We start from the raw sequence: 25,990 nt of genomic DNA on the forward strand, positions 1-25,990 counted from the left end.
AGTTGAACGTGAAGATCACTCGAACCCCCCGACGCCTGCTGGCCGTCGTCATGGCACTGGCGGTAGTCGCCTCGGCCTGCAGCACCACCACCACGGCCGAAACCGATGCCGGTGGCGACGGGAACACCACGATCAAGCTGCAATTGCAGTGGTTCAAACAGGGCCAGTTCGCGGGCTATCTGGCGGCCGTCGATCAGGGCTTCTACGCCGAGCAGGGACTGAACGTCGAAATATTGGACGGCGGAACGGATATCGTTCCGCAGACCGTGCTGGCGCAGGGACAGGCCGATTATGCCGTTGCCTGGGTCCCGAAAGCGCTCGCTTCCCGCGAGGCCGGGGCGGGAATCACCGACGTCGCTCAGATCTACCAGAAATCCGGCACGTTGCAGGTCTCGTTCAAGGATCAGAACATCGCCTCACCCGCCGACCTTCGCGGCAAGACCGTCGGAAACTGGGGCTACGGCAACGAATTCGAGTTGTTCGCAGGCATGACCCAGGCCGGGGTGAGTCCATCCGACGTGACGTTGGTGCAGCAGCAGTTCGACATGAACGGCCTACTGTCCGGCGACATTGCTGCCGCCCAAGCGATGTCGTACAACGAGTACGCCCAGCTGCTCGAGACCGTGAACCCTGCAACCGGAGCGCTGTACACGGCGGACGACTTCAGCTCGCTGAACTGGAACGACGACGGGGTTGCCATGTTGCAGGACGCGATCTGGGCCAATACCGACAAGCTCTCGGACGAGGCCTACCAGGATCAGACCGTCAAATTCTTGGCGGCCTCGCTGAAGGGCTGGATCTTCTGCCGAGACAACGTCGAGAAGTGCCGCGACATCACCGTCGCTGCGGGGTCCACACTCGGCGCGAGCCATCAGCTCTGGCAGGTCAACGAAGTCAACAAGTTGATCTGGCCGTCGGGTGAAGGCATCGGGATGATCGACGAGGCCGCCTGGCAGCAAACCGTGGACATCGCGAAGACCACGAAGAACGCCGAGGGCTCGACGGTGCTCACCGCTGATCCCGATGCCGAGGCCTACACCAACGAATACGTCGGCAAGGCATTGGATTTGTTGAAGGCCGACGGTGTGGACGTCACCGGAGAGTCGTACGCTCCGATGGAGGTCACACTGGAGGAAGGCGGCAAGTAGATGGATCACGTGTTCTACTCCTGGTCGGCGCAGGCCGAACTGAACCCGATCACCGTCGAAGGAGCCGAGGGGTCGTGGTTCTGGGACGACAAGGGCAAGCGATATCTGGACTTCTCTTCCCAATTGGTCAACGTCAATCTCGGGCATCAACACCCCGACGTGGTGGCCGCCATCGTCGAACAGGCCCAGGTGCTGACCACTATTTCTCCGACCGTGGCCAACAACAAGCGCAGTGAACTCGCGGCGCTGATCGCCGAACGCGCCCCGGGTGATCTGAACCGGGTGTTCTTCACGACCGGAGGCGCAGAAGCCGTCGAACATGCGGTGCGGCTGGCGCGACAGCACACCGGGCGCACGAAGATGCTTGCCGCGTATCGGTCGTATCACGGAGGAACCGGGGTCGCGATCGGTCTCACCGGTGAGCCGCGGCGATGGGGCACCGAGCCGACCAATGTCGACGTCGTACGCTTCTTCGGGCCGTATCCGTACCGGTCGCCCTGGGGCACAACGACTCCCGAAGAGGAGACGGCCGCAGCACTGGCACACCTCGAACAGGTCATCGTGCTCGAAGGTGCGCAGAACATCGCCGGACTGATCCTGGAATCGGTCATCGGCACCAACGGTGTGCTGATCCCGCCGCCCGGATATCTGGCCGGCGTTCGGGCGTTGTGCGACAAGTACGGGATCGTCTACATCGCCGACGAAGTGATGGTCGGCTTCGGGCGAACCGGCGAATGGTTCGCGTGCCAGGCCTGGGATGTGACACCGGATCTGATCACGTTCGCCAAGGGCGTCAACTCAGGATACGTGCCCCTCGGCGGGGTCGTGATCTCGGAGAAGATCGCCTCGCAGTTCGACCACAAAGCCTATCCGGGCGGGTTGACCTACTCCGGCCACGTGCTCGGGTGCGCCGCGGGCGTGGCATCCATCGGAGTGTTCGAGCGCGACAAAATCCTTCCGCACGTGCGTCACGTCGGCGAGGACGTACTGGGTGCGGGCCTGTCCAAGCTGGCCGAATCTCATCCCAGTGTGGGCGAGGTGCGCGGCAAGGGATTCTTCTGGGCCGTCGAGCTGGTCAAGGACGGCACGACCCGAGAGCCGCTGGTGCCTTTCGCCGCGTCGGGCAAGGATGCGGCGGCAATGGGCACGGTGACCGCCGCGGCGAAGTCACGGGGTCTGTGGCCCTTCGTCGCCGGAAATCGACTCCAGATCGCGCCGCCGCTGACGACGTCCGAGGACGAAATTCGTCAGGGACTGGAAATCCTCGACGAGGTTCTGACGGTGGCAGACGGGTTCACCGTCGACGGGTGATCAGAGCACAGCACCCGGGTTGAGAATGCCCGCCGGGTCGAGAGCGGTCTTGATGCGGCGGGTCAGTTCCATGACGTCTTCTCCGACTTGATCGGGCAGCCAGGCCTTCTTGAGACGACCGACGCCGTGTTCTCCGGTGATGGTGCCGCCCAACGAAATTGCGAGATCCATGATCGCTCCGAAGGCGACGTTGGCTCGGCGGGTCATGTCTGCGTCCTCGGGGTCGAACACGATCAGCGGGTGGGTGTTGCCGTCGCCGGCGTGCGCGATGACGGCAACCAGTACGTCGTATTTCGCGGACAGTTCGGCTATTCCATCGACGAGGGCCGGGAGGGCAGGTAGCGGAACACCGACATCCTCGAGCAGCAGGCTGCCGAGTCGTTCGACGGCGGGAATGGCGAATCGCCGTGCGGCAGCGAAGGCCTCACCCTCGTCGGGGTCGTCGGTGGTGAAGACATCCGAGGCACCGGCCTCGGTGCACGCGGCCGCCATGATCTCGATTTCACGCCCCCGATCGGCACCTGGTGAGTCGGACCGAGCGATCAGCATCGCTGCTGCCTCGCGGTCGAGTCCCATGTTCATGGCGTCCTCGACGGCACCGATGGACGCGCGGTCCATGAATTCGAGCATGGAGGGCCGCAAGGTACGGGTGATGGCCAGAATCGCAGTCGTCGCATCGTGAACCGACGCGAACGAGGCGACCACGGTGCTGGCCGGAGGCTGTGCCGGGATCAGTCGCAGGGTGATCTCGGTGATGATGCCCAGGGTGCCCTCGGATCCGACGAAGAGCTTCGCGAGTGACAGTCCGGCAACATCTTTCAAGCGTGGTCCGCCGAGTCGGACGGCAGTTCCGTCGGCCAGGACGACCTCGAGTCCGAGAACGTAGTCGGTGGTGACGCCGTACTTGACACAGCACAGCCCGCCGGCGTTGGTGGCCGCATTGCCGCCGATGGAACACATCTCGAACGACGACGGATCCGGTGGGTACCACAGACCGTGTTCGGCGACTGCCTTCTTGACTTCGGCGTTGAGCAGCCCGGGTTGTACGACGGCTATGCGGGTCACCGGATCGACGGTGATCTCGCGCATCAACTCCGTGGTGAGCACGATTCCGCCGTCGACAGCGGTGGCACCGCCGGACAATCCCGAACCGGCACCGCGCGGAACGACCGCCACGTTGTGTTCGGTGGCCCAGCGCATGACGGCACGAACGTCCTCGGTCGACTGAGCGCGCACAACGGCCAGCGGGGTACCTGCGTCGGGGTCCTTGGCCCAATCGCGTCGGTATCCCTCGGTGATGTCCGGGTCGGTGACCACGGCACCGGCAGGAAGCAGGGATTCGAGTTCGGTCAGTCGGGCATCTGCATCCGTCGTCACCGACATCCGGTTCTCCTCACGTCGAAAATGTGACCGTCGCCACTCGAGTCTGTCATGGCCTCGGGTGCGGCGCGGACGAGGGATGCCTTCTCCGATGTCGAGTCACATCAGTAACACCAGCCTCAGGCGTTACCAGATCGATGCGTCGTCGACACGCAATCTTGTAGTTCGCCACGCTAGCGTCCAGCGCAGCGAACCTCGCGCCCCATGTGACGCGAGTCGACAAGGAGGCTGCACCATGATCGATCCCGGAAGTGACTCCTGGAACTACGTGGCGGCGATGTTCTCGTACGAATTCCTGGGTGGCGGAGTCGAATACGACACCATCGAGCGGATCCATCGAGGTGAAATCGACGAGTGGGTCCAGGCCTTGGCGCATTCCGGGCTGTTCGAGAAAGCCACCGTGTCGCACATTGCGGACTCGTGGCGGGCGGCACCGCGCCAGTTGTTCGACATGCTCGTCCTCGATGCGGACGAGATGACCGCACGACGATGCTCCCTGGCGTGGTCGTCACTCGACCGGCTGGCTCCACTGGCCCGTCTGGGTTGATCGGCGTTCAGCCACCCAGAATCCGTGTCCCCGAATCATCGACAACGATGGCCTGTTCGTCGGTCAGACCGTGACAGCACACGCCATCGCGGCGCAAGCGTTGCAGAGTAGCCCATCCCGAATCATTTTCGTCCAGAACGGAATTCAGGTGGGGGACGATCGAGAAGTCGACCAGATTCAGTCCGTCCCATACCGTATCGATGCCAGTGGCGGGTCGAACCTCGTCGGGGTCGTCCGCGTCCTCGACTCCGATCAGTGACGGAGCCGCCACGCATGCACCTGCGCTGTAGCCGCCGTAGGCGATCGAGTTCCCGCGAACACGCTCGCTCAGAATGTCGTCTGCGCCCGAGCGGGCGAGCTGGGCGCGCAGGACGAACGTGTTGCCGCCGCGCACCCATACCGCACCGAATCCTTCGAGGGCACGCTCGAACGCTGCCGGCCGACCCGCGTACTCGCGTAGATCCACCTCTACCGGTCGATACCCGAGAGCGCGCAGCGGACCGAACTCGCTGCGGAGCGAGGATTCGCGCGCCGCGGCGGGCCACGCGTCCGACGCGTTCGCGATGACGGCGAGATCCGAGGGCGGCCCGGTGAGTTGGACGAAGGCGGCGGAGTGACCGCCGAATCGGTACGACGACAGGAACAGTTTCACGCCGGCGGTTCTCCGTTCAGCCGAGTCAGCCCGACGCGGACGGCGTCCGCGACACGATCGGGCTCGCGCAGGCGACGGTTGACGAATCCGGCCGCGAACCGCATTCGATCACGGTGCCACCTCGGCACTACGTGAAGGTGCAGATGAAAGACCGTTTGGAAGGCAGCCTTGCCGTCGTTGATCACAAGGTTCGCTCCATCGGCGCGCAGGTCCGAGTGCCGCACCGCGCGCGCCAGGGTGTGCCCGACGCGAAACACCTCGGCGGCCGCGTCCGGATGGCTCGAGTTCAGGTCGGTGGCGTGCTCGCGCGGAACGACGAGGAGGTGACCACGACTGATCGGCCGAATGTCGAGAAAGGCGACGGTGTGGTCGTTCTCGAACACGCGGTGCGCGGGCGCGTCCCCCGCGACGATGGCACAGAAGATGCAAGATTCCACGGGTGTCACTGTAGGGTCCGATCATCAGCGATAGACCAGTGTGACGTGCAACACAAATGCGCGTCCCGTAGTCGGGGAATGTCGAACGGACTCGATTCAGAACGAATCGGACAATGTTCCGGGCTACCCGCGGTCTGTTTCCTCTGGCTACTATCAGGGACCTTGTGCCTTGTCGCATGGGTTCGTCCACTCGTCGCAAGTTCGGGGCCGTTGGCCGACATGTGGACACCATTCAACGCAGGAAGACGGAGATTTGGATACATCGCAGAGCACGGAGAAGGGTTCGGGATCCACGACAGTCGTCGGTGTGGTTCGGGAATCGGGGGAGGGCGAGCGTCGTGTCGCTCTGGTGCCCAAGATCGTTGCGTCCCTGACGGGCAAGGGCGTAGAGATCGTCGTGGAATCGGGTGCCGGTCTCGGCGCTCTGATTCCGGACGAACTGTATGTTGCCGCCGGAGCGACGATCGGTGATCCATGGTCGGCGGATGTCGTCGTCAAGGTCGCGCCGCCGTCCGATGCCGAGATTGCCAAGCTGACGTCCGGTTCGACGCTCATCGGATTCTTGGCACCGCGCAACGCGGAGAACAGCATCGGCGCATTGAAGGCTGCAGGCGTGCAGGCCTTTGCCGTGGAAGCGATTCCCCGTATCTCGCGCGCCCAGGTGATGGACGCGCTGTCCTCGCAGGCCAACGTTGCGGGCTACAAGGCCGTGCTGTTGGCGGCCTCGGAATCGACCAGATTCTTCCCGATGTTGACCACCGCCGCGGGCACCGTCAAGCCCGCGACCGTGCTGGTCCTCGGCGTCGGGGTGGCGGGTCTGCAAGCGTTGGCTACCGCCAAGCGTCTCGGCGGCCGACCGACCGGGTACGACGTGCGTCCTGAGGTGGCAGATCAGGTTCGATCCGTCGGCGCACAGTGGCTCGATCTCGGGATCGACGCAGCCGGTGAGGGCGGATACGCGCGTGAGCTGACCGAAGACGAGCGTGTGCAACAGCAGGAGGCGCTCGAAGAAGCCATCAAGGGCTTCGACGTGGTCATCACCACTGCACTGGTACCCGGCCGACCCGCGCCCCGGCTGGTCACCGCCGCAGCTGTCGAAGGGATGAAGCCCGGCAGTGTCGTCGTCGACCTTGCCGGCGAGACGGGCGGAAACTGTGAACTCACAGAGCCCGGTCAGACCGTCGTCAAGCACGACGTCACCATCTGCTCCCCGTTGAACCTCCCGGCCTCGATGCCCGAGCACGCCAGCGAGCTGTACTCGAAGAACATCTCGGCATTGCTCGAACTCATGTTGGTCGACGGCAAGCTCGCCCCCGATTTCTCGGACGAGGTCCTTGCCGGTGCCTGCGTGACACGTGAGAAGGAGAACTGATGTACACCCCGCTGCTCGCGAACATCGCGATCCTGGTGCTCTCCGGGTTCGTCGGCTTCGCGGTGATTTCCAAGGTGCCCAACACCTTGCACACCCCACTGATGTCGGGAACCAATGCCATCCACGGCATCGTGGTGCTCGGTGCCCTCGTCGTACTCGGGAAGGTCGAGGACCCCTCGATCGGCCTGCAGGTCATTCTGTTCGTCGCGCTTGTGTTCGGAACGGTGAACGTCATCGGTGGATTTGTGGTCACCGACCGCATGCTCGGCATGTTCAAGTCCAAGCCGGTGCCTGCCGAGACCTCGAAGGGTGCTGACTCCTGATGGACAATCTCGTCAACATTCTCTACATCGTCGCCTTCGGCATGTTCATCTACGGCCTTATGGGTCTGACCGGCCCGAAGACCGCCGTTCGCGGCAACCAGATCGCTGCCGTCGGCATGTTCGTCGCCGTCGTGGCGACGCTCATCTCCATTCGCGACACCGAGAACTGGATCCTGATCATCGTCGGACTCGTCGTCGGCGTCGCGCTCGGAATCCCGCCGGCACGCAAGGTCAAGATGACCGCGATGCCGCAGCTGGTGGCGCTGTTCAACGGCGTCGGCGGTGGCACGGTCGCATTGATCGCGTGGGCCGAGTTCCTCGACACGTCCGGATTCTCGAGCTTCAACCACGGTGAGTCGCCGACGGTGCACATCGTCATCGGCTCGCTGTTCGCGGCGATCATCGGTTCGATCTCGTTCTGGGGCTCGCTCATCGCATTCCTCAAGCTGCAGGAAACTCTGCCCGGCTCGCCCATCACCATCGGCAAGCTGCAGCAGCCGCTCAATGCCCTGCTGCTCATCGGTGCGGTTGCCGCTGCGGTGGTCATCGGCATCAACGCCACTCCGGGCGGCGGAGTATCGCAGTGGTGGATCGTCGCGGTTCTGGTGCTCGCGGGCATCCTCGGCCTGACAGTGGTGCTGCCGATCGGCGGCGCGGACATGCCGGTGGTCATCTCGCTGCTCAACGCTCTGACGGGCTTGTCGGCGGCGGCCGCCGGTCTGGCGCTGAACAACACGGCAATGATCGTCGCGGGCATGATCGTCGGTGCGTCCGGCACGATTTTGACCAACCTCATGGCCAAGGCGATGAACCGTTCCATCCCGGCGATCGTCGCCGGTGGATTCGGCGGCGGCGATGCTGCTGCCGGTCCGGCCGGTGCAAGCGGCGGAACGGTCAAGGCAACGTCCGCAGCCGACGCCGCGATCCAGATGGCCTACGCCAACCAGGTCATCGTCGTACCCGGATACGGTCTGGCTGTTGCGCAGGCGCAGCACGCGGTCAAGGACATGGCCAAGTTGCTGGAGTCGAAGGGCGTCGAGGTCAAGTACGCCATTCACCCCGTCGCCGGTCGCATGCCGGGTCACATGAACGTGTTGCTCGCCGAGGCCGACGTCGCGTACGACGCGATGAAGGAAATGGACGACATCAACGACGAGTTCTCCCGCACCGACGTCACGTTGGTCATCGGCGCGAACGACGTGACCAATCCCGCGGCGCGCAACGACCCGTCGAGCCCGATTCACGGGATGCCGATCCTGAACGTCGATCAGTCGAAGTCGGTCATCGTTCTCAAGCGATCGATGTCGTCCGGATTCGCGGGCATCGAGAACCCTCTGTTCTTCGCCGAGGGCACGTCGATGTTGTTCGGTGACGCAAAGAAGTCGGTCTCGGAGGTGACCGAGGAGCTCAAGGCTCTCTAGCTACGACCTCAGCTCCGACCAGGTGGGACGCTTCAGGCATCGGTTCTCGATGTCAACGGAAGCGTCCCATCTTGCGTTGGACGGCCAGCGCTGCCGTATCCAGCGGGTTGCGCGCTTCGCGAGCAGCGGCATCGGGGGAGTAGAGCATGACGATCGAGCATGCAGGCCACCACACGAAGACGACCAGCAGTGCGCTCGCGATCCCGACGATCGATGCAGCTCCGGTGATCAGGGCCGCCGCTGCCACCGCAAGTGTCGCCGCGCTACCCAGACCGAGGACCACGGGTCGCCACGCTGTGGAGGCCACCATGGACGCGGCACCGAGCAATGCTGCCGTCGCAACGAGCTGCCCGTAGGGGAGCGCGGTGGACGAGACGGACGCTCCGGCGAATTCACGAGCGAGCTCGCCGGTCACCACTGCCCCGATGGTGCAGGCGATCACCACCCCGATTCCATACGGCAGTTTCCGTAGCAACGCGACCGCGGCGAGGACGGCGACGGCAATCAACACCGTGGTCACGTCGATCGCATCGAGCGCGGCGGTGGCCAGTGCTGCGACCGGCGACGTATCCGCAGACGCGGGCGATGGCACCTGCGGTGTCGAGATCACCAGCACCAGCAGAGCGGTTGCCGAGAAACCCGACACCGCCGCTCGCGCGGCGATCGCTCGTCGGCGCAGATGTGCCGAGATACCGCCGAGTGCTGCGGTGCTTCCTGTTCGACGGGATGCTTGGATCGGTCCGCTTTCGAGGCTCGACGGTGACATGACAGCCACAGTGCCCGATCAGCCTGAACGCCGCGTGTGAGGAACTCGAGAACGCCCTGATGGTTTCGCGGTAACGTTTCGATCACAGCACCACTTCAGGACTCGGTGTCGGTCTCCCGTCGAGGATGACCTCGCTCGAACCCGCTGCAGGTCGGCAGAATGGCCTCAATGCGGGTGAGAGGAATGTTTTCGCGCGCTGGAACAGTGTTCGAGCCTGTATCCGGCTCGGGCTTCATCCCGGGCATATGTCCGGTTCTGAACGATCGACTCCGGCGCTCTCAGAGGCATCGGGCCGTCTACCTGGGCAAAGTTCCGTCCGTTGTCCCCGGTCACAGTAATTCGTAACGCGAACTATGACTTCGTTGCAAGACGTTGATTGGATGGGTAGATCTGTGTGACGATAGTCACATAGTCCAGCTCACCTAGGGCGAGACCGACCAAAAGGGCGTAGTTTCAGCCGCATCGGAAAACCGTGTTCCGCCGTTACAGGCAACTTGATAACGATCTGAACACGGTCTCGAGTACCCGTCGAACGCGGGTATCGCCACGTATCGGACGCCGAAAACTCGAAGGAGAAGAACATGACCGCAATGTCTCAGGGACAGCTCGATATGGTCCGCGCGTTCTTTTGCAACGAGTTCCAAGCGGACTCTCTCGATCGGTCCGTCATGCCCGAGCCTACCGCCGACGCCGTGACCGAGTGGATCCATGCGTTGGCCAGCAGTGGACTCTTCGCCCCCGCCGAGGTGCGCAATATTTCCTCGGTCTGGAACGCGGAGCCGGACGCGCTGGTTGCTTTGCTTGTCGGTGAAGTGGACGAGATCGCCGTCAGGCGTCACGGCGCGTCGGTGCCTGCAGCCGCTATCGCTACGCCGGCGCTGATCTCGGCCTTCGAACGCGCCAGCTGACTCTCGGTGTCTCGGCCCTCGAAAGGGCTGCGCTTCGCTACGATCATCCGATTGGATGACGGCAGTCGACGATCTTTCGTCGCGCAGCGAAATGAGGGCACTGGATGGGCGCAGTGGGACTGGACGAAGATGCGGTCTCGACCTGGATCGCAGGATTGGGAATCGGCGCTACGTCCCCGCTGACCTATCGTCGAATCGGAAACGGCCAGTCGAATCTCACGTTCGAGGTGCGTGACGCGGGAGGGTCCGCCTGGGTTCTTCGTCGGCCACCGCTCGGACACCTGCTGGCCTCGGCGCACGACGTGGTGCGCGAACATCGAATTCTTTCGGGTTTGCAGAACACTGCGGTGCCGGTTCCGAAAATGATTGCGGTGACCGAGGATTCGTCGATCTCCGATGTTCCTCTGGTGCTGATGAGTTTCGTGGACGGTGTTGTGGTCGATTCGGTCGCGGTGGCCGAGCAACTCGACATCGACCATCGTCGCCGAGTCGGGCTCGGGCTGACCGTAGCGCTCGCCGATATTCACCGCGTCGATCTCGAGTCGTCCGGTCTGGCCGACCTGGCAAGCCACAAGCCCTACGCCGCTCGTCAACTGGCCCGATGGACCAAGCAATGGGAGTCCTCGCGCACCCGGGACGTACCCGGCATCGATTCTCTCGCAGCCCGACTCGCAGCAGGCATTCCGCACCAGCACGAAGTGACCGTGGTGCACGGAGATTTTCACCTCAGCAACGTCATCACCGCCCGCGACGACGGTCGAGTCGCTGCGGTCGTCGACTGGGAGCTGTGCACTCTCGGGGATCCGCTGGCCGACCTCGGCGGACTGCTTGCCTACTGGCCGCAAGCCGACGACGGGGTCGCGGGCCCGTTCATGGCATCGACCTTGCCCGGATTCCCCACCAGGGCCGAGCTCGTCGAGTCGTACGCTCAGCACACGGGGCGCGATGTCTCCGACGTCGGATTCTGGCAGGTGTTGGCGCTGTGGAAGCTCGCGATCATCGCCGAAGGCGTCATGCGACGAATGGAAGCGGACTCACGAAACAGAGCGATCGCGGGCGGGCCCACCACGACTCTCATCGACGACATCGTCACCCGTGCGGTGAACACCGCCGACGAGATCGGCCTGTAGACCGTCAGCTCGCCGAGGTTCCGATCACCAGAGTGCGTGCTGCGCTTTCGATCTCGGGTGGGATCGCGACAGGTCTGCGCGTGACGCCGTCGACGTAGACGTGCACGAAACGACCCCGGGCTGCCAGTTCCAGCGCATCGTCTTCGGCTTCCCGGAACAGCGCGAGCGAGTACACGATGCTGCGGGTACCCAACTTCTCGACGGCCAGGCCGACCTGAAGGCGATCCGGAAAACTCAACTCGGACAGGTAACGACACGACGTTTCCGCCACCACGCCGATCGCCGGGAGTTCCCGAATGTCCACACCCGTCGTCTCCATCAACCAGCCGTTGACGGCAGTGTCGAAATACGCGTAGTAGGTGACGTTGTTGACGTGGCCGTAATGGTCGTTGTCGTCCCACCGCGTCGGCACCGGCCACAATGCCGGAAAATCCGACGCACGAGACAACTCCGCACTTTCGTTCACCTGATCCGCCATGAACGAGACCTTAGCCAGTCTCCTCGGGCGCAGTAGCGATCGGGGACTGCCGCCGCAGGATCGTTCGCACGACGAGCCCGACGACCAACGCCCAGAAGGCGGACCCGATTCCTGCGAACGTCAGGCCGGATGCGGCGACGAGGAACGTCAGAACGGTCGCTTCCCTGTCCGACGCGTGTTCGAGTGCCCCGAACAACGACGCGGCGAGAGTTCCCAGCAGGGCAAGTCCGGCAACGGTTTCCACCACCCCCGCTGGTGCTGCGGCCACCAGAGTCGCCAGAGCCGTGGCCAACAGAGCGAGAACCAGATACGAGCAACCGGCGGAGAACGCCGCGATCCATCGCCGCTTCGGATCCGGATGTGCGCCGGGATTGGCCGACAACGCCGCACTGATCGCCGCGAGATTGATCGTGTGGCCGCCGGCGAATGCACCCAGGACGGTGCCGGTTCCGGTGACCGTCATCGACGCACGCCACGGGATTCGGAATCCGAACGACGCCATGACCGTGGTGCCAGGAATGTTCTGCGACGCCATCGTGACGATGTACAGCGGCACCGCGATCCCTATCGTGGCCTGCCAGGTCCAGTGCGGAACCGTCCAGTTGATTCCGGGAACGAGATCGGACGTCGCGATCGAGGTGCCGCTGCCGATCAAGTTTGCGGCGATGACAGCGGCCGCTGCAACGAACGCTGCGGGCACTGCCCAGCGGGTGCTGAAACGGAGAACCGCGAGCCAGACGACCGCCACCGGCGCTATCAGCAGGGGGGAGTCGGCGAACGCGGCCACCGGTGCCGAGCACAGGGGTAGAAGAACACCGGCCAACATTGCTTGGGCAAGAGGCACTGGAATTCTCGAGACCAGCGCACCCAGTCGGGGCCACAGGCCCGTCAGGACGATCAGGATCCCGACCGTGACGAACGCGCCGACGGCGGCAGGCCACCCTCCCGCCACGACGCCGGTTCCGGCCAGCAGCGCCGCACCGGGCGTCGACCACGCCAAGGTGATGGGCTGTCGGTATCGGCGGGCCAGCCACATCATGCCCAGCGCCTGCGTCACGCACAGCGCCGACAGTCCGGACGCCGCCTCTGCCGGGGTGGCGCCGACCGCACGCAGGCCGGTCAGCACGACGGCGAAGGAGCTCGTGAAGCCCACCAGTGAGGCCACGATTCCGGCACTGATGGGAGTCGAGAGTGGAGTCGGTCCGTAGGCGGAATCGGCAGCGGTCACGAGTGTCGATCATGCACGGTGGGCCGCGGTCTGTCGCATCTTTTCCCAGCGGACGAAGGCCGCGATGTTCCTCGGGTAGCGGAATGCTGTCGAGGTGGTACCGACGTCGCGTAGTCTTCGGTTGGACCGGACCAGTCCGTACCGCTGGCTCGGCGATTGACCGAAAGGCCGGCGCAGTGGTGATGCCCGTACATCTGAGGGACAGTCAGGTCCCGAAACACGAACAGTTGCGCGCAATTCTGTTGCACCGCTGCACCAAGGAGCTTCAGCCGGGCGACTTGATGCCGAGCGAACGCAAGCTGATGGAGGACTACGGCGTCAGCCGTATCACCGTCAGGGAAGCGATCGGGCAACTCGTCAACGACGGCCATCTGGTGCGCGTGCGTGGCAAAGGCACGTTCGTGGCCAGCCGGACCGTGCAATCTCGCCTGCATCTGGCGTCGTTCTCGGAGGAGATGCGCGCGCAGGGACTGACACCGACGACAGTTGTGCTTTTCGCCCGACTCGAAAACCCCTCGGCGGCAACCGTTCGTGCCCTCGGCCTGGCCGTCGGGGAGCAGACCTACCACGTCAAGCGCCTTCGATTGGCCGACGCGGAGCCGGTGAGCGTCGACGACGGATGGTTTCGTGCGGCCCTGCTTCCCGGCCTGATCGAACACGATCTGAGCAGGTCCGTGTACGAGGCCGTGCACACCCACTACGGCTTGACCATCGACCGGGCCGAACAGACCGTCAAAGCGACCGCGGCCGACAGTGATACGGCGACCCTGCTGGGCACCAAGCGTGGTGCGCCGGTGCTGTATTTCGACCGAGTCTCCTTCAGCGGTGACGAGCCCCTCGAACACACGGAAAGCTGGTACCGATGCGATCGATACCAGCTGTCGATGGAGGTGGAAGGGCGGCGACGCACCACGCCGCGTCGGTGAGATCAGGGCAGCTCGAACAGGGGATCACCCGTCGCCACATCGGTGCCGATGTGCGCGCTCGTGACCGAATCCGGTTTCGAATCCATCAGGACGACGGGTACCACATCGGAGTAACCCGCTGCTGCGATCGCGGCAGGGTCGTAGGTGACGACGAGATCGCCCGCCTGCACTCGATCTCCCTCGGCTGCAACGAGATCGAAGCCTTCACCTTTCATCTTCACGGTGTCGATACCGATGTGCACCAGTACGCCCGCCTTGTCGTCGGTGAAGACGACGAACGCGTGCGGATGAAGCTTGAGTATCTTGCCCGCGACCGGAGAACGAACCTCGACGGGACCGTCGCTCGCGGCCGGCCGCAGTGCAACACCGGAACCCACCATCTGCGCGGAGAACACCGGATCGGGCACCTCGCCAAGCGAGATCACTTGGCCGGCAACGGGGCTGAGGATCAGGGTGGCGTCGTTCACAGAATGTCTTCGATATCTTCTGCGAGCGTATCCGCTTCGGGGCCGACGATGACCTGAACGGCAGTGCCCTTGTGGAACACCCCGTGGGCACCCGCCGCTTTGAGTGCAGCCTCGTCGACCAACGAGCCGTCCTTCACTTCGGTGCGAAGCCGAGTGATGCACGCTTCGATCTCGACGATGTTGTCGGCACCGCCGAGGCCCTTCACGATCGCGTCCGCCTTGGACATGTTCTGTTCCTACTCTCTTCTCGGCTGCGATCCTGTCGGTTGGATCACAAGTCTGGGTTGACACGAGCTTGCCACCTGGTCAAACTACAACTGGTAATGACCGGACAGTACCCCTGATGGCACTCGGTCACAACAGCGAAATCCACCCTCACGGACCAGCCTCGAAGAGAAGGTCGCCATGACCCCGAAGAACACGGACTCGGTCGATACCGAGCCGAAGAAGGACTCCCGTTCATTGGCCGGGCTGCAACGGTTCGGTCGCAGTCTCATGCTTCCCATTGCCGTTCTGCCTGCTGCAGGAATCTTGCTGCGGCTCGGCCAAGACGACTTGCTGGGCAGATTCAGCGCGCTGGAGACCGCCGCCGCAGTCATCTCGGCCGCTGGTCAGGCTGTGTTCACCTGGCTTCCCCTGATTTTCGCCGTCGGTATAGCGATCGGCTGGGCCAAGAAGTCGGACGGCTCGACAGCGCTCGCTGCGGTCGTCGGATACATGGTGATGAACGGTGTCTTCACGGCGATGTCACCGGTGGTGCTCGACGGGAAGGTCGATGCCAACGGTGACCCGGCAGTGATCGATTACGGCGTTCTCGCGGGCATCGTCATCGGTCTGCTCTCGGCAATCCTCTGGCAGCGGTTCTACCGTCAGAAGTTGCCCGATTATCTCGGCTTCTTCAGCGGCCGCCGGCTTGTGCCGATCCTGACAGCGATCACCGGTCTTGTTGTCGCCGTTGTCATGTCGTTCGTCTACCCGCTCTTCTACAGTGCGCTCAACTGGGTCGGCAATACCGTCGCCGACCACAGTGTGGTGGGCAGCGGCATCTACGGTTTCGCCAACCGCATGCTGATTCCGACCGGACTGCACCACATTTTGAATTCCGTGGTCTGGTTCCTCGTCGGCGACTACCAGGATGCGAGCGGGCAGCTGGTGCGCGGCGACCTCAACCGGTTCTTCGCCGGCGACCCCTCCGCTGGAGTGTTCATGACCGGATTCTTCCCGATCATGATGTTCGCACTTCCCGCTGCGGCATTCGCGATCTACCGCAATGCCAAGCCGTCGCAGAAGAAGATCGTCGGTGGAATCATGTTGTCCACCGGCCTGACTGCCTTCGTCACCGGAATCACCGAGCCGCTCGAGTACTCGTTCATGTTCGTCGCCTGGCCGCTCTACATCATTCACGCAGTCCTGACCGGAACCTCGATGGCACTGACCAATGCCCTCGGAATACACGACGGATTCTTCTTCTCCGCCGGTGGCATCGACTACCTGCTGAACTACGGAATCGCCACCAAGGCGTGGCTACTGATCCCCATCGGTCTCGTGTACGCGGTGATCTACTACTTCCTGTTCAGCTTCGTCATCAAGAAGTGGAACCTACGTACCCCCGGCCGTGAGGACGATGCGGTGGCCGAACCGACACAGGCATGACCGAGCACTCCACGACGTTGCGAGGGCGGGTCGTCACCGGCGAGGAGGTTATCGAGGACGGTACGGTCGTGCTGACGGGAGACCGCATCTCGTGGGTCGGACCTACTCGACTCTGGACCGGTGACGCTGTACCGCAATCCGATTCGACAATTCTCCCAGGGTTGGTCGATGTGCATTGCCACGGCGGCGCGGGGGCGTCGTTCCCCGATTCCGCAGCTGCCGATCTCATGACGGCGGTGCGGCACCACCGATCCCGCGGCACCACGACGATGCTTGCCTCTCTGGTGTCGGCACCGCCCGAACGGCTGATCGGCCAGACATCGTTGTTGGCCGATCTGTACGAATCCGGTGACATCGCCGGGGTGCACATCGAGGGTCCGTTTCTGTCGGTCGCCCGATGCGGCGCACAGGATCCGGCCTCGCTCCGCAGCGGTGATCCGGGTCTACTGGCGGACATCATCGGCGCGGGCAGGGGAGCGGTGCGGTCGATGACTCTCGCACCCGAGGTCGACGGGTTTGCGGCCGTTGCGGAGATGCTGAGAGAGAACGGCATCGTGCCGAGCATCGGGCACACGGACGCCGACGCTCTCACCACCCGCCGCGGTATCCGAACTCTGGGGAGCGGGCCCATCACGGCCACGCACCTGTTCAACGGAATGCCGACCTGGCACCACCGAGCACCGGGGCCGGTGAGCGAATGCTTGGCCGCCGCGGCGCGCGGAGGCATGGTGCTCGAATTGATCGGAGACGGAGTGCATCTCGCCGACGAGACGGTGCGCGCGGTATTCGATCTCGTCGGTGGTGAGCAGATCGCGCTGGTGTCCGATGCGATGGCCGCCGCCGGTATGTCCGATGGCCGCTATCGACTCGGGCCACTGGACGTGACCGTCCATCACTCGGTCGCACGATTGTCTCGTGACACCGATCCCGAGACAGCACCGATCGCGGGTGGCACCGCGACGGTATTGGACCTGGTGCGCCGGGCCGTACAGGACGCCGGTGTGTCGTTGGTCGAGGCAGTGCGGGCGGGGTCGTCGACACCGGCGGCGACGATCGGTCTGGGTTCGGATATCGGCCGGCTACAGCAGGGAATGCGAGCCGACGTGTTGGTGGTCGACGCGACATTCGAGCCGGTGCAGGTCATCCGGGGCGGAATCGCGATAGAGGAGGACAGCTAGATGGAGATAGTGATCCTCGACGGAGTGGACGCGGTGGATCGAACGGCCGCCGACATCGTCGAGCGAACAGTTCGGACAACCCACGTCTCAACCCCCGTATTGGGCCTGGCAACCGGATCGACGCCGGTGGGCACCTATCGCGAATTGGCGAGACGTCATCGCGACGAGGGACTGTGTTTCTCGCACTGTCGAGCGTTTCTGCTCGACGAGTACATCGGTCTCGCGAGAAGTGCCGAACAGTCGTACTTTTCGTTCATTCGCGAGAACTTCGTCGACCACGTCGATCTGGACGACGCCGCGGTGTTCTCGCCCGACGGCGAAGCGCACGACATCGCAGCGGAGGCGCAGCGGTACGACGCGGCAATTGCGGAGGCGGGCGGCATCGATGTTCAGATCCTGGGAATCGGGACAGACGGGCACATCGGCTTCAACGAGCCCGGGTCCTCGTTGCGGTCCAGGACTCGGGTGAAGACGCTGACCGAACAGACCCGTACCGACAATGCGCGCTTCTTCGACTCGCCCGATGCAGTGCCACATCACGTGCTGACGCAGGGCCTCGGCACCATCGACGAATCGCGTCACCTCGTCTTGATCGCGACGGGCGAGTCGAAGGCAGAAGCGGTCGCCGCGGCTGTCGAGGGACCGTTGTCGGCACACTGCCCGGCGTCGGTGATTCAGTGGCACCCTCACGTGAGCGTGCTGTTGGACGAGGCTGCGGCGTCGTCCCTGGCTCTGGCGGAGTACTACCGATACGCCTACGCCAACAAGCCTCGGTGGCAACACTTGTGAATCAACTGCGGGTGTGAATCAACTGCGGGCGAACTCCGATGCGCGGGCGATCTGCTCGTCCGACGGCCGAACCCCGGTGTAGAGAACGAATTGCTCCGCCGCTTGCAGGGCGATGACCTCGGCACCGGTGATCACGGGCTTGTTCGCCGCTCGGGCTGCCACGATCAGCGGCGTCTCCGACGGCATGGCGACCACGTCGAACACGGCCTGCGCCGCGCCGATCTGTTCGGCGGTGAACGGTGTCGAATCGGCTCCGGGCCCTCCGGCCATGCCGAGCGGGGTGACGTTCACCAACAGATCTGCGGGCACTGCCTCGGCAGACCATTCGTAGCCGTATGTCTCGGCAAGGGCCGGGCCGGTGCTCGCGTTACGGGCGACGACGGTGCCGCGGGTAAAACCCGAATCTCGTAGTGCTGCAACCACAGCCTTTGCCATGCCGCCGCTGCCGGTGACGGCCACCGAGAACTCGGGCGACACGGAATGGGTTGCCAGCAGGTTCGCTACGGCCTGATAGTCCGTGTTGTAGGCGTGCAGAACGCCGCTCTCGTTGACGATGGTGTTGACGGATTCGATTGCGCTCGCCGATTCGTGCATCACGTCGACCAGTTCGATGACATCTTCCTTGAACGGCATGGAGACGGCGCAGCCTCGAATGCCCAGCGCGCGAACGCCACCCACGGCGGCGGCAAGATCGGTGGTGGTGAATGCCTTGTAGACGAAGTTCAGGCCCAACTCGTCGTACAGATAATTGTGGAAGCGTGTTCCGAAGTTGCTCGGTCGGCCGGACAGAGACATGCAGAGCTGGGTCTCACGGTTGAGAAAGCTGCGCGACGGTGCCGTTGACATTGGCTCGACACTACTCTTGACACGTCGACGCGACCGAAACCAGAGCACCCCGATCGGCCTCGGTGATCGGTAGCTCGTACTGCGCGGCCACCGTGAGGTACTTGCCCGCGTAGAAGCAGTGGTACGCCGGATTGGGCGGCATCCACTGCGACGGTGTCTTGTCGCTCTTGGTCTGGTTGTCGGCTCCGTTGACCGCCAGCAGATTGAAGGCGATGTCGTTGGCGAACCGAATGCGCTTGTCGGGCAACCACATGTTCGCGCCCATGTCCCAGGCAGCCGACAGGGGATAGACGTGGTCGATCTGAATCTTCCCGGCATCGGATTTGGTGAACTGCAGCCGTTCACCGGAGTACGGGTCTGCGAGCGAACCCGACAGGACCACGCAGTCGCGGGTGCCTGCGCGGAACTCGATCTCCGTCATCGACAGCGCCAAAACGTTGTCGCGAGTTCCGCAACCGTCGTGGCCGCCCGGCCCGTCGTAATCGTCGGTCCAGGCGGGTCCGAACACGCAGCCTTCGCCGCTCTTGCATCCACGCTCGTACCCGAGGGCGTCGGGCCGCGCGGCGACCACTCGAACCTGGTCCAGCAATTGCTCGATCTGTACCCGGGTGGGGCTGCCAGGTGCGGGCGCGGCAGGGGAGAAGCCGGGGATGACGGATCGGTCGCACGATCCGAAAGTAGCCATCACCACCGCGGCGACCACCAGCGCCGCCGCTACCCACAGTTTTCTCACACACGCCCCATCGTCGTTCTCCCGCAGTCGGCCTTCGCGGCAGCAGTGTGCCGGACGGTACCGACACACTTGCGGAATTCGGCTGCCAGGGCGAATTCAGCGGACTTCGACGACAACCTTGCCGGCCACGTGCCCGTTCTCGACCAGGGCGAGGGCCTCACCTGCGCGCTCGAGTGGGAACACATGATCGACACGGGGGTTCAGCACGCCCGACGCGGTCAGGTCTGCCAGCCGTGCGAACGCAGCGGTCGTGCGATCGCGATCGACTCCCGAACCACCCCATTCGGACGCCAGCACCGGGTCTGCGACGCTCACGATCGGTGTGCCCGGCCCGACGGCACTCGCCGCCGCACGCAACGTCTCTCCGCCGACGAGATCGACGATGGCGTCCACCGGCCGGGTGACCGCGACCGAGATATCACTGCCGGATTCGAGGAACCGGGCACCGAGGCTCTCGATCCACTCCCGTTTGCCCGCGCTCGCCACTGCCACGATGGCGATTCCGTCCGCCCGAGCGAGTTGCAGTACGGCCGAACCCACACCGCCACCCGCGCCCAGCACGAGAACGGTATCGCCGGCACTCGTGGCCAACTGGCGTAGCGCGTCGTACGCGGTTCCCGCCGCGACCGGCAGAGTGGCCGCCGCGGCCCAGGAGACCGTCTCGGGCTTGTGAGCGGTGCTCGACGCATTGAACACGGTGTACTGCGCGTAGCCGCCGTGTCCCGACGCGGTTGCCCCGAAGACGTGGTCGCCCACCGAAAAGTCGGTCACACCGGCACCGACATCCACGACGGTGCCCGACGCTTCCCGCCCGAGCACTGCCGGCAGAGTGATCTGCACCGTGTCTTTGCGGGTGCCCTTCCGCACCTTCCAATCTGCGGGATTCACCCCGGCCGCGTGCACCGCGACGAGAATCTGGCCCGGTCCGGGCTCGGCAACGGGAAACTCGAGGAGGGACTCGGTTTCGGGTCCGCCGTATTCGCTGAAGCCGTACGCGATCATGTGACCACTGTGCCCTATTCTCGAACCGATCGGCACCGCGTCGAGCAGCCTCGTCGGCCTGCCTCACCGAGGTGATGTCGGTGTGTCCTGGTTGGATGGACCGATGTTGCACGGTCTGTGGTCTCCCGGTGCCGGGCTGATGCTGTGGGACGACGAGATCACCACCGGCGACGAACCCGACCTGCCCTCGGCTCATGCGCAGGTACTCACCCGAACTTTTCGGCATCGTGCTGCGGTGTCGTTTCCGACCGCTGGACACACTGCGAGCGCCAAAACTCCGGTGCAGATTCCGGCCGTCGCGCTCGCGCCGCACGATGCGGCAGACCTGCTGCTGCGAACGCCATCCCACCACGCGCTGATCTCCGGGGACTTACGTTTTCTGGCGCACGTCACCCGTGGAATCGAACGTTGGGTCCGCGGTGGGCGGGTCGTTCCTGCGCTGAAATTGATCGACGGGCAGTGGTGGCCACGGTGGCGTCTCGTCGGCGGTGAGCGTCAGCGAGCCTGGCTCAGCGAACTCGCCGTGTCGATGCCGTCGGTGCAGCGAGCGAACGAGCGACCCAGGAAAATCCTCGACGACATGGTCGAGGAACTCACCGATCCGATCGTCAGATCGCTCCTGGGCAGACCCGACTCGGAGCATCCGCTGCTGTCCGCTCTGATCCGGGACGACCCGTACAGCGATGGCACTCAACAGATCTCGACCCTGTTGGAGAAGTGGCGGGCAAGCCTGACCGTAGACGAACCGTCCCTGGTGTTGCGCCTGCTCGAACCCGATGACGACGAGGTCGACGGTCCCGAAGTCGCAGTGGCCCATGGCATCGTCGACGAGTCGGCGGAATCGATGTGGACCTTGCAGGTGTGTTTGCGGGCAGACGGAGAAGCGCCGCGGCCGGTGCCGATGAGCCGCAAGGTCGATGCCACGTTGCTGTCGATCGCCGTGCGCAAACTCGGCGACGCGGTTGCCGCGTACCCGAGGCTGCGTGATCTGCCCTCCCAGGAAGGCACCCTGGATCTGCTGCTCCCCACCTCGGTCGTCATCGATCTGGTCGAACACGGTGCTACGGCGCTGCAGGCCACCGGAACGACGGTGTTGCTGCCGCGCGCATGGACCAGGCTGGATCCATCGATGAGGTTGCGCGTCGAGTCACCTGCAGTGACCAAAGCTGCTGCTGATCGCGCGGTCGGCATGGACGAGTTGGTCTCCTACGACTGGCAGCTCCAACTGGGCGACATGGTGCTCACCGAAGCCGAGATGAACAGACTCGCCGTGTCCAAGGGTGATCTCGTTCGGCTTCGTGGTCAGTGGGTGTTGGCCGACGGCGGTCAGCTGGCGCGAGCAGCGAAATACGTCGCGGAGCATCACGGCGACGGAACCGCGTTGAGCACGCTGATGCGCGAGATGACCCTGGCCGATCCGCCGCCGGCCCCGGTCCAGGACATTCGTGCCACCGGCTGGGCGGCCACGCTGCTCGAGCCCGGTGCGGTGCCCGAGAAAATCCCCGTGCCCGATGGCGTGAATGCAGTGCTCCGGCCCTACCAGCAGCGAGGACTCGACTGGCTCGCATTCATGAGTCGGCTCGGTCTCGGAGCGGTACTCGCCGACGACATGGGTCTGGGCAAAACATTGCAAGTGCTCACACTCCTTGCCCACGAACAACATCCGAAGCCGACACTGCTGGTGGCTCCGATGTCGGTGGTCGGCAATTGGCAACGTGAGGCTGCGAAGTTCACGCCTGCACTGCGGGTCCTCGTGCACCACGGCCCGGCTCGGTCGAAGGGCGACGAGCTCGACCGAGAGATCGCCCAGCATGACCTGATCGTCACCACCTATGCGCTGATGGCCAAGGACCGCGCGCAGCTCTCGGAACAGACGTGGCGGCGCGTGGTACTCGACGAGGCGCAACACATCAAGAACGCCGGCACCGTTCAAGCCAAAGCAGCGCTCGCCATTCCGGCGGAACACAAGTTGGCTCTCACCGGAACGCCCGTGGAGAACCGTCTCGACGAGCTCAGATCCATTCTCGATTTCGCCAATCCGGGAATGCTGGGAAGGCCGTCCGATTTCCGTAAGCGATTCTCGGTACCCATCGAGCGCGAGAACGACGAGAACGCCGTCTCACGTCTGCGGGCGATCACGTCGCCGTTCATTCTGCGACGCGTCAAGACCGATCCGACGGTCATCTCGGATCTGCCCGAGAAGAACGAGATGACAGTGCGTGCCAATCTCACCGCCGAGCAGGCTGCGCTGTACAAGGCGGTCGTCGATGAGATGATGGCGCAGATCGCCGATGCGAAGGGTATGAAACGCAAGGGCGCGGTGCTGTCCGCACTCACTCGACTCAAGCAGGTGTGCAATCACCCGGCCCATTTCCTGTCCGACGGTTCGTCGGTGCTCAAGAAAGGTCAGCACCGGTCCGGCAAGATCGGGCTGGTCGAGGACATGCTCGATTCGATTCTGGGCGACAACGAAAAGGTGTTGTTGTTCACGCAGTTCAGGGAGTTCGGCGAGCTCGTTGCGCCGTATTTCGCTGATCGTTTCGGAGCCGAAGTGCCGTTCCTGCACGGCGGAGTGAGCAAGACCAAGCGCGATGCGATGGTGGAGAGGTTCCAGAGCGACGACGGCCCGCCGATCATGATGCTCTCGCTCAAGGCGGGTGGTACCGGACTGAATCTCACAGCCGCCAATCATGTTGTGCACCTGGACCGTTGGTGGAACCCGGCGGTCGAGAACCAGGCGACGGACCGGGCCTTCCGCATCGGGCAGCGTAAGAACGTCGAGGTGCGCAAACTGTTGTGTGTCGGCACCGTGGAGGAGCGAATCGACTCGATGCTCGTCTCGAAGCAGGGCCTGGCAGATCTGGCAGTGGGCACCGGGGAGAGCTGGGTGACCGAAATGGACACCGCGGAACTGCAGGAGCTGTTCCGGCTCAGCGAAGATGCGGTGGGTGAGTGATGGTCGACTTCTCGCAGTACGGCAAGCGTCGACAAGCAAAGGGCGGCATCGAGTCTCGGAACAAGCGCGGGGCCTTCGGGCAGACGTGGTGGGGCAGACACTTCGTCGCTGCAATGGAGGACCTGGCCGATCCGGGTCGTATCGCGCGAGGGAGAACGTACGCGCGTCAGGGTCAGGTTCTCACTCTCGGCGTCGAACGTGGGCAGATCTACGGCGAGGTGCAGGGCAGCCAACTGGAGCCGTTCTCGGCCTCGGTCACCGTCGAACCGCTGACCTCCGGTGAGGTGGCCGCGCTCGTCGATCGGGTGCGATCGAATCCCGGGATGCTTGCCGAACTGGCATCGAATGCCATTCCGCAGGCATTGGCTTCGATGTTGCTGCCACACGACAAGGGCCAGCTCGATTTCGATTGCACGTGCCCCGACGACGGGTGGCCGTGCAAGCACGCGGCAGCGCTGATGTACATCGCAGCCGAACACATCGACGCGTCCGCGGCCACCATCCTGACGCTGCGCGGAGTAGATCTCGACCAACTGATCGAGGGCGTTGGGGATGGAGGCGACGAGTTCGATGCCGACGACTGGTTCGCCGATCGTGCGTCGTTCCCCGACCTTCCTCAGGTGACGTTCGCACCCGCAATGGACGACCTCGACCCGTTGATCCTGCGTCGAGTTTTCCGCGCCGACGGGTCCAACGAGGCGGAGGTCAGCCGAGCTTGTGCTGATCTGAGGCAGTTCTACGACCGAATGTGACGGAACCTGGACTTACGTGGACATCCGACTATAGGATGGGCGTACTTCAATTTCCAGGCTCGAGGACGGACTGATTCCATGGCTCGCGAACTCACACACTTCATCGGCGGCAAGCACGTAGCCGGAACCTCCGGAAAATTCGGGGATGTCTTCGATCCGAATACCGGCGAGGTGCAGGCTCGTGTCCCCCTCGCCGATGTGTCCGAGGTCGAGGCTGCGATCGCCGACGCCGAACAGGCCCAACGTGAGTGGGCAACGTGGAACCCGCAGCGACGCGCACGCGTGCTGATGAAATTCCTCGCATTGGTCACTCGCGACATGGACGAGCTCGCGCGTCTGTTGTCCTCCGAGCACGGCAAGACGATCGCCGATGCCAAGGGTGACATCCAGCGTGGCGTCGAAGTCGTCGAATTCGCCGTCGGCGTCCCACATCTGCTCAAGGGTGAGTACACCGAGGGGGCCGGTGGCGGCATCGACGTCTACTCGATGCGTCAGCCGCTCGGCGTCGTCGCAGGCATCACCCCGTTCAACTTCCCCGCAATGATTCCGCTGTGGAAGGCAGGACCGGCCATCGCCTGCGGTAACGCGTTCATCCTCAAGCCCTCCGAGCGGGACCCGTCCGTGCCGCTCAAGCTCGCCGAGCTGTTCCTCGAGGCAGGACTCCCGCCGGGCGTGTTCAACGTCGTCAACGGCGGCAAGGACGCTGTCGACGTGCTGCTCACCGACGATCGGGTCAAGGCCATCGGTTTCGTCGGCTCGACCCCCATCGCCCAGTACATCTACGAGACCGCAGCCCAGCAGGGCAAGCGCGCGCAGTGCTTCGGCGGAGCCAAGAACCACGCGCTGGTGATGCCCGATGCCGATCTCGACGAGGTGGCCGATGCACTGCTCGGAGCCGCGTACGGTTCGGCAGGCGAGCGGTGCATGGCGATTTCCGTCGCGGTTCCGGTCGGCGAGGAGACCGCAGATGCGCTCGTCGCCAAACTCACCGAGCGAGTGGCGAAGCTGAAGATCGGCCGCAGCGACGACGAGAACGCGGATTTCGGCCCGCTCGTGGGCAGCGATGCCTTGAAGCGAGTCAACGATTACACCCAGATCGGCGTGGACGAGGGTGCCGAACTGGTCGTGGACGGGCGCGGTTTCAGCCTGGCCGGCCACGAGAACGGATTCTTCGCGGGCGCAACACTGTTCGACAAGGTGACCACCGACATGCGGATCTACAAGGAAGAGATCTTCGGACCCGTACTGATCGTCGTCCGCGCGAAGGACTACGAGGATGCGCTGCGCCTGCCCACCGAGCACGAGTACGGCAACGGCGTCTCGATCTTCACCCGCGACGGCGACACCGCTCGCGACTTCTGCTCCCGCGTCCAGGTCGGCATGGTCGGCGTCAACGTGCCGATTCCGGTGCCGATCGCGTACCACACGTTCGGTGGTTGGAAGCGTTCGGGATTCGGCGATCTGAACCAGCACGGACCGGACTCGATCCGCTTCTACACCAAGACCAAGACCGTCACCCAGCGTTGGCCGTCGGGCACCAAGGAAGCAGCTGCGCAGAATCACTTCGTCATTCCGAACATGGACTGA

The 25,990-nt window shown here is 64.0% G+C and carries 26 protein-coding genes; 15 read left to right on the plus strand and 11 right to left on the minus strand.

The window, feature by feature from the left end; genetic code table 11:
* Window positions 1-8 precede the first annotated feature (8 nt).
* Together CH294_RS17230 and CH294_RS17235 are read left to right on the plus strand one after the other, a co-directional pair.
* Window positions 9-1,148, plus strand: coding sequence for an ABC transporter substrate-binding protein (locus tag CH294_RS17230; RefSeq protein ID WP_094738655.1), 1,140 nt, complete (start codon window positions 9-11; stop codon window positions 1,146-1,148).
* Complete coding sequence (locus tag CH294_RS17235; RefSeq protein ID WP_094738634.1) at window positions 1,149-2,459, plus strand: aspartate aminotransferase family protein; 1,311 nt, start codon at window positions 1,149-1,151, stop codon at window positions 2,457-2,459.
* On the opposite strand, the gene CH294_RS17240 is transcribed toward CH294_RS17235, so the two are convergent.
* Window positions 2,460-3,842, minus strand: a complete 1,383-nt coding sequence (locus CH294_RS17240; RefSeq protein WP_032378925.1) for an FAD-linked oxidase C-terminal domain-containing protein — start codon at window positions 3,840-3,842, stop codon at window positions 2,460-2,462.
* Between the two features lie 232 nt (window positions 3,843-4,074).
* Here CH294_RS17240 and CH294_RS17245 point away from each other — a divergent pair, with 232 nt between their 5' ends.
* A complete protein-coding gene (locus tag CH294_RS17245) occupies window positions 4,075-4,386 on the plus strand; it encodes a hypothetical protein (RefSeq protein WP_032378924.1) in 312 nt (103 codons plus the stop codon).
* Between the two features lie 7 nt (window positions 4,387-4,393).
* Here CH294_RS17245 and CH294_RS17250 read toward each other — a convergent pair whose 3' ends face one another.
* Together CH294_RS17250 and CH294_RS17255 are read right to left on the minus strand one after the other, a co-directional pair.
* Window positions 4,394-5,038: a Type 1 glutamine amidotransferase-like domain-containing protein gene (locus CH294_RS17250; protein ID WP_094738635.1), complete on the minus strand. Its 645-nt coding sequence runs from the start codon at window positions 5,036-5,038 to the stop codon at window positions 4,394-4,396.
* On the minus strand, window positions 5,035-5,475 hold the full coding sequence (locus CH294_RS17255; protein WP_094738636.1) for an HIT family protein: 441 nt from the start codon (window positions 5,473-5,475) through the stop codon (window positions 5,035-5,037). The genes CH294_RS17250 and CH294_RS17255 overlap by 4 nt, the downstream gene beginning before the upstream one ends.
* A gap of 253 nt (window positions 5,476-5,728) precedes the next feature.
* Between CH294_RS17255 and CH294_RS17260 the strand changes: the two genes are divergently transcribed.
* From CH294_RS17260 to CH294_RS17270, 3 genes are read left to right on the plus strand one after another with little or no spacing between them, the layout of a single operon-like run.
* Window positions 5,729-6,847: a Re/Si-specific NAD(P)(+) transhydrogenase subunit alpha gene (locus CH294_RS17260; RefSeq protein ID WP_094738637.1), complete on the plus strand. Its 1,119-nt coding sequence runs from the start codon at window positions 5,729-5,731 to the stop codon at window positions 6,845-6,847.
* On the plus strand, window positions 6,847-7,170 hold the full coding sequence (locus tag CH294_RS17265) for an NAD(P) transhydrogenase subunit alpha (RefSeq protein ID WP_032378920.1): 324 nt from the start codon (window positions 6,847-6,849) through the stop codon (window positions 7,168-7,170). Before CH294_RS17260 ends, CH294_RS17265 begins: the two co-directional genes overlap by 1 nt.
* A complete protein-coding gene (locus tag CH294_RS17270) occupies window positions 7,170-8,591 on the plus strand; it encodes an NAD(P)(+) transhydrogenase (Re/Si-specific) subunit beta (RefSeq protein ID WP_032402893.1) in 1,422 nt (473 codons plus the stop codon). The genes CH294_RS17265 and CH294_RS17270 overlap by 1 nt, the downstream gene beginning before the upstream one ends.
* A gap of 52 nt (window positions 8,592-8,643) precedes the next feature.
* Here the strand turns inward: CH294_RS17270 and CH294_RS17275 are convergent, their stop codons facing one another.
* Window positions 8,644-9,357: a hypothetical protein gene (locus CH294_RS17275; protein WP_094615971.1), complete on the minus strand. Its 714-nt coding sequence runs from the start codon at window positions 9,355-9,357 to the stop codon at window positions 8,644-8,646.
* A gap of 581 nt (window positions 9,358-9,938) precedes the next feature.
* Between CH294_RS17275 and CH294_RS17280 the strand changes: the two genes are divergently transcribed.
* Together CH294_RS17280 and CH294_RS17285 are read left to right on the plus strand one after the other, a co-directional pair.
* The gene (locus tag CH294_RS17280; RefSeq protein ID WP_052058748.1) at window positions 9,939-10,265 is read left to right on the plus strand and encodes a hypothetical protein; all 327 of its coding nucleotides are present in this window, start codon (window positions 9,939-9,941) and stop codon (window positions 10,263-10,265) included.
* 104 nt (window positions 10,266-10,369) lie between these two features.
* Complete coding sequence (locus CH294_RS17285) at window positions 10,370-11,395, plus strand: phosphotransferase family protein (protein ID WP_094738638.1); 1,026 nt, start codon at window positions 10,370-10,372, stop codon at window positions 11,393-11,395.
* A gap of 4 nt (window positions 11,396-11,399) precedes the next feature.
* Here the strand turns inward: CH294_RS17285 and CH294_RS17290 are convergent, their stop codons facing one another.
* Together CH294_RS17290 and CH294_RS17295 are read right to left on the minus strand one after the other, a co-directional pair.
* A complete protein-coding gene (locus CH294_RS17290; protein ID WP_032378917.1) occupies window positions 11,400-11,873 on the minus strand; it encodes a thioesterase family protein in 474 nt (157 codons plus the stop codon).
* Between the two features lie 10 nt (window positions 11,874-11,883).
* Window positions 11,884-13,101 carry a benzoate/H(+) symporter BenE family transporter gene (locus tag CH294_RS17295; protein WP_094738639.1) on the minus strand — a complete coding sequence of 406 codons (1,218 nt, stop codon included), beginning with the start codon at window positions 13,099-13,101 and terminating at the stop codon, window positions 11,884-11,886.
* A gap of 179 nt (window positions 13,102-13,280) precedes the next feature.
* Here CH294_RS17295 and CH294_RS17300 point away from each other — a divergent pair, with 179 nt between their 5' ends.
* Window positions 13,281-14,027 carry a GntR family transcriptional regulator gene (locus tag CH294_RS17300; RefSeq protein ID WP_032379495.1) on the plus strand — a complete coding sequence of 249 codons (747 nt, stop codon included), beginning with the start codon at window positions 13,281-13,283 and terminating at the stop codon, window positions 14,025-14,027.
* Between the two features lie 2 nt (window positions 14,028-14,029).
* On the opposite strand, the gene CH294_RS17305 is transcribed toward CH294_RS17300, so the two are convergent.
* Both CH294_RS17305 and CH294_RS17310 read right to left on the minus strand, forming a co-directional pair.
* Window positions 14,030-14,494 (minus strand): PTS glucose transporter subunit IIA, encoded by a 465-nt coding sequence (locus tag CH294_RS17305; protein ID WP_094738640.1) that lies wholly within the window; start codon window positions 14,492-14,494, stop codon window positions 14,030-14,032.
* A complete protein-coding gene (locus CH294_RS17310; protein WP_032378914.1) occupies window positions 14,491-14,721 on the minus strand; it encodes a PTS glucose/sucrose transporter subunit IIB in 231 nt (76 codons plus the stop codon). Before CH294_RS17310 ends, CH294_RS17305 begins: the two co-directional genes overlap by 4 nt.
* Before the next feature lie 178 nt (window positions 14,722-14,899).
* On the opposite strand from CH294_RS17310, the gene CH294_RS17315 reads away from it, so the two are divergent.
* From CH294_RS17315 to nagB, 3 genes are read left to right on the plus strand one after another with little or no spacing between them, the layout of a single operon-like run.
* Window positions 14,900-16,147 (plus strand): PTS transporter subunit EIIC, encoded by a 1,248-nt coding sequence (locus CH294_RS17315; RefSeq protein WP_052058747.1) that lies wholly within the window; start codon window positions 14,900-14,902, stop codon window positions 16,145-16,147.
* Window positions 16,144-17,325 (plus strand): amidohydrolase family protein, encoded by a 1,182-nt coding sequence (locus tag CH294_RS17320; RefSeq protein ID WP_094738641.1) that lies wholly within the window; start codon window positions 16,144-16,146, stop codon window positions 17,323-17,325. Before CH294_RS17315 ends, CH294_RS17320 begins: the two co-directional genes overlap by 4 nt.
* Window positions 17,326-18,114: a glucosamine-6-phosphate deaminase gene (gene nagB, locus CH294_RS17325; RefSeq protein ID WP_094738642.1), complete on the plus strand. Its 789-nt coding sequence runs from the start codon at window positions 17,326-17,328 to the stop codon at window positions 18,112-18,114.
* An 18-nt stretch (window positions 18,115-18,132) separates the two neighbouring features.
* On the opposite strand, the gene CH294_RS17330 is transcribed toward nagB, so the two are convergent.
* The 3 genes from CH294_RS17330 to CH294_RS17340 all read right to left on the minus strand — a co-directional run bounded on the left by CH294_RS17330 (window position 18,133) and on the right by CH294_RS17340 (window position 20,695).
* Complete coding sequence (locus tag CH294_RS17330) at window positions 18,133-18,960, minus strand: shikimate 5-dehydrogenase (RefSeq protein WP_094615977.1); 828 nt, start codon at window positions 18,958-18,960, stop codon at window positions 18,133-18,135.
* 10 nt (window positions 18,961-18,970) lie between these two features.
* Complete coding sequence (locus CH294_RS17335; RefSeq protein ID WP_094609809.1) at window positions 18,971-19,645, minus strand: HNH endonuclease family protein; 675 nt, start codon at window positions 19,643-19,645, stop codon at window positions 18,971-18,973.
* Between the two features lie 144 nt (window positions 19,646-19,789).
* Window positions 19,790-20,695, minus strand: coding sequence for an NADP-dependent oxidoreductase (locus CH294_RS17340; RefSeq protein WP_094738643.1), 906 nt, complete (start codon window positions 20,693-20,695; stop codon window positions 19,790-19,792).
* 103 nt (window positions 20,696-20,798) lie between these two features.
* On the opposite strand from CH294_RS17340, the gene CH294_RS17345 reads away from it, so the two are divergent.
* The 3 genes from CH294_RS17345 to CH294_RS17355 all read left to right on the plus strand — a co-directional run bounded on the left by CH294_RS17345 (window position 20,799) and on the right by CH294_RS17355 (window position 25,990).
* A complete protein-coding gene (locus CH294_RS17345; protein WP_094738644.1) occupies window positions 20,799-23,651 on the plus strand; it encodes a DEAD/DEAH box helicase in 2,853 nt (950 codons plus the stop codon).
* Window positions 23,651-24,403, plus strand: a complete 753-nt coding sequence (locus CH294_RS17350; RefSeq protein ID WP_032378907.1) for an SWIM zinc finger family protein — start codon at window positions 23,651-23,653, stop codon at window positions 24,401-24,403. Before CH294_RS17345 ends, CH294_RS17350 begins: the two co-directional genes overlap by 1 nt.
* 78 nt (window positions 24,404-24,481) lie before the next feature.
* Window positions 24,482-25,990 carry a CoA-acylating methylmalonate-semialdehyde dehydrogenase gene (locus CH294_RS17355; protein ID WP_032402882.1) on the plus strand — a complete coding sequence of 503 codons (1,509 nt, stop codon included), beginning with the start codon at window positions 24,482-24,484 and terminating at the stop codon, window positions 25,988-25,990.

The organism is Rhodococcus sp. 14-2483-1-1, assembly GCF_002259335.1.
Lineage (GTDB): Bacteria > Actinomycetota > Actinomycetes > Mycobacteriales > Mycobacteriaceae > Rhodococcoides.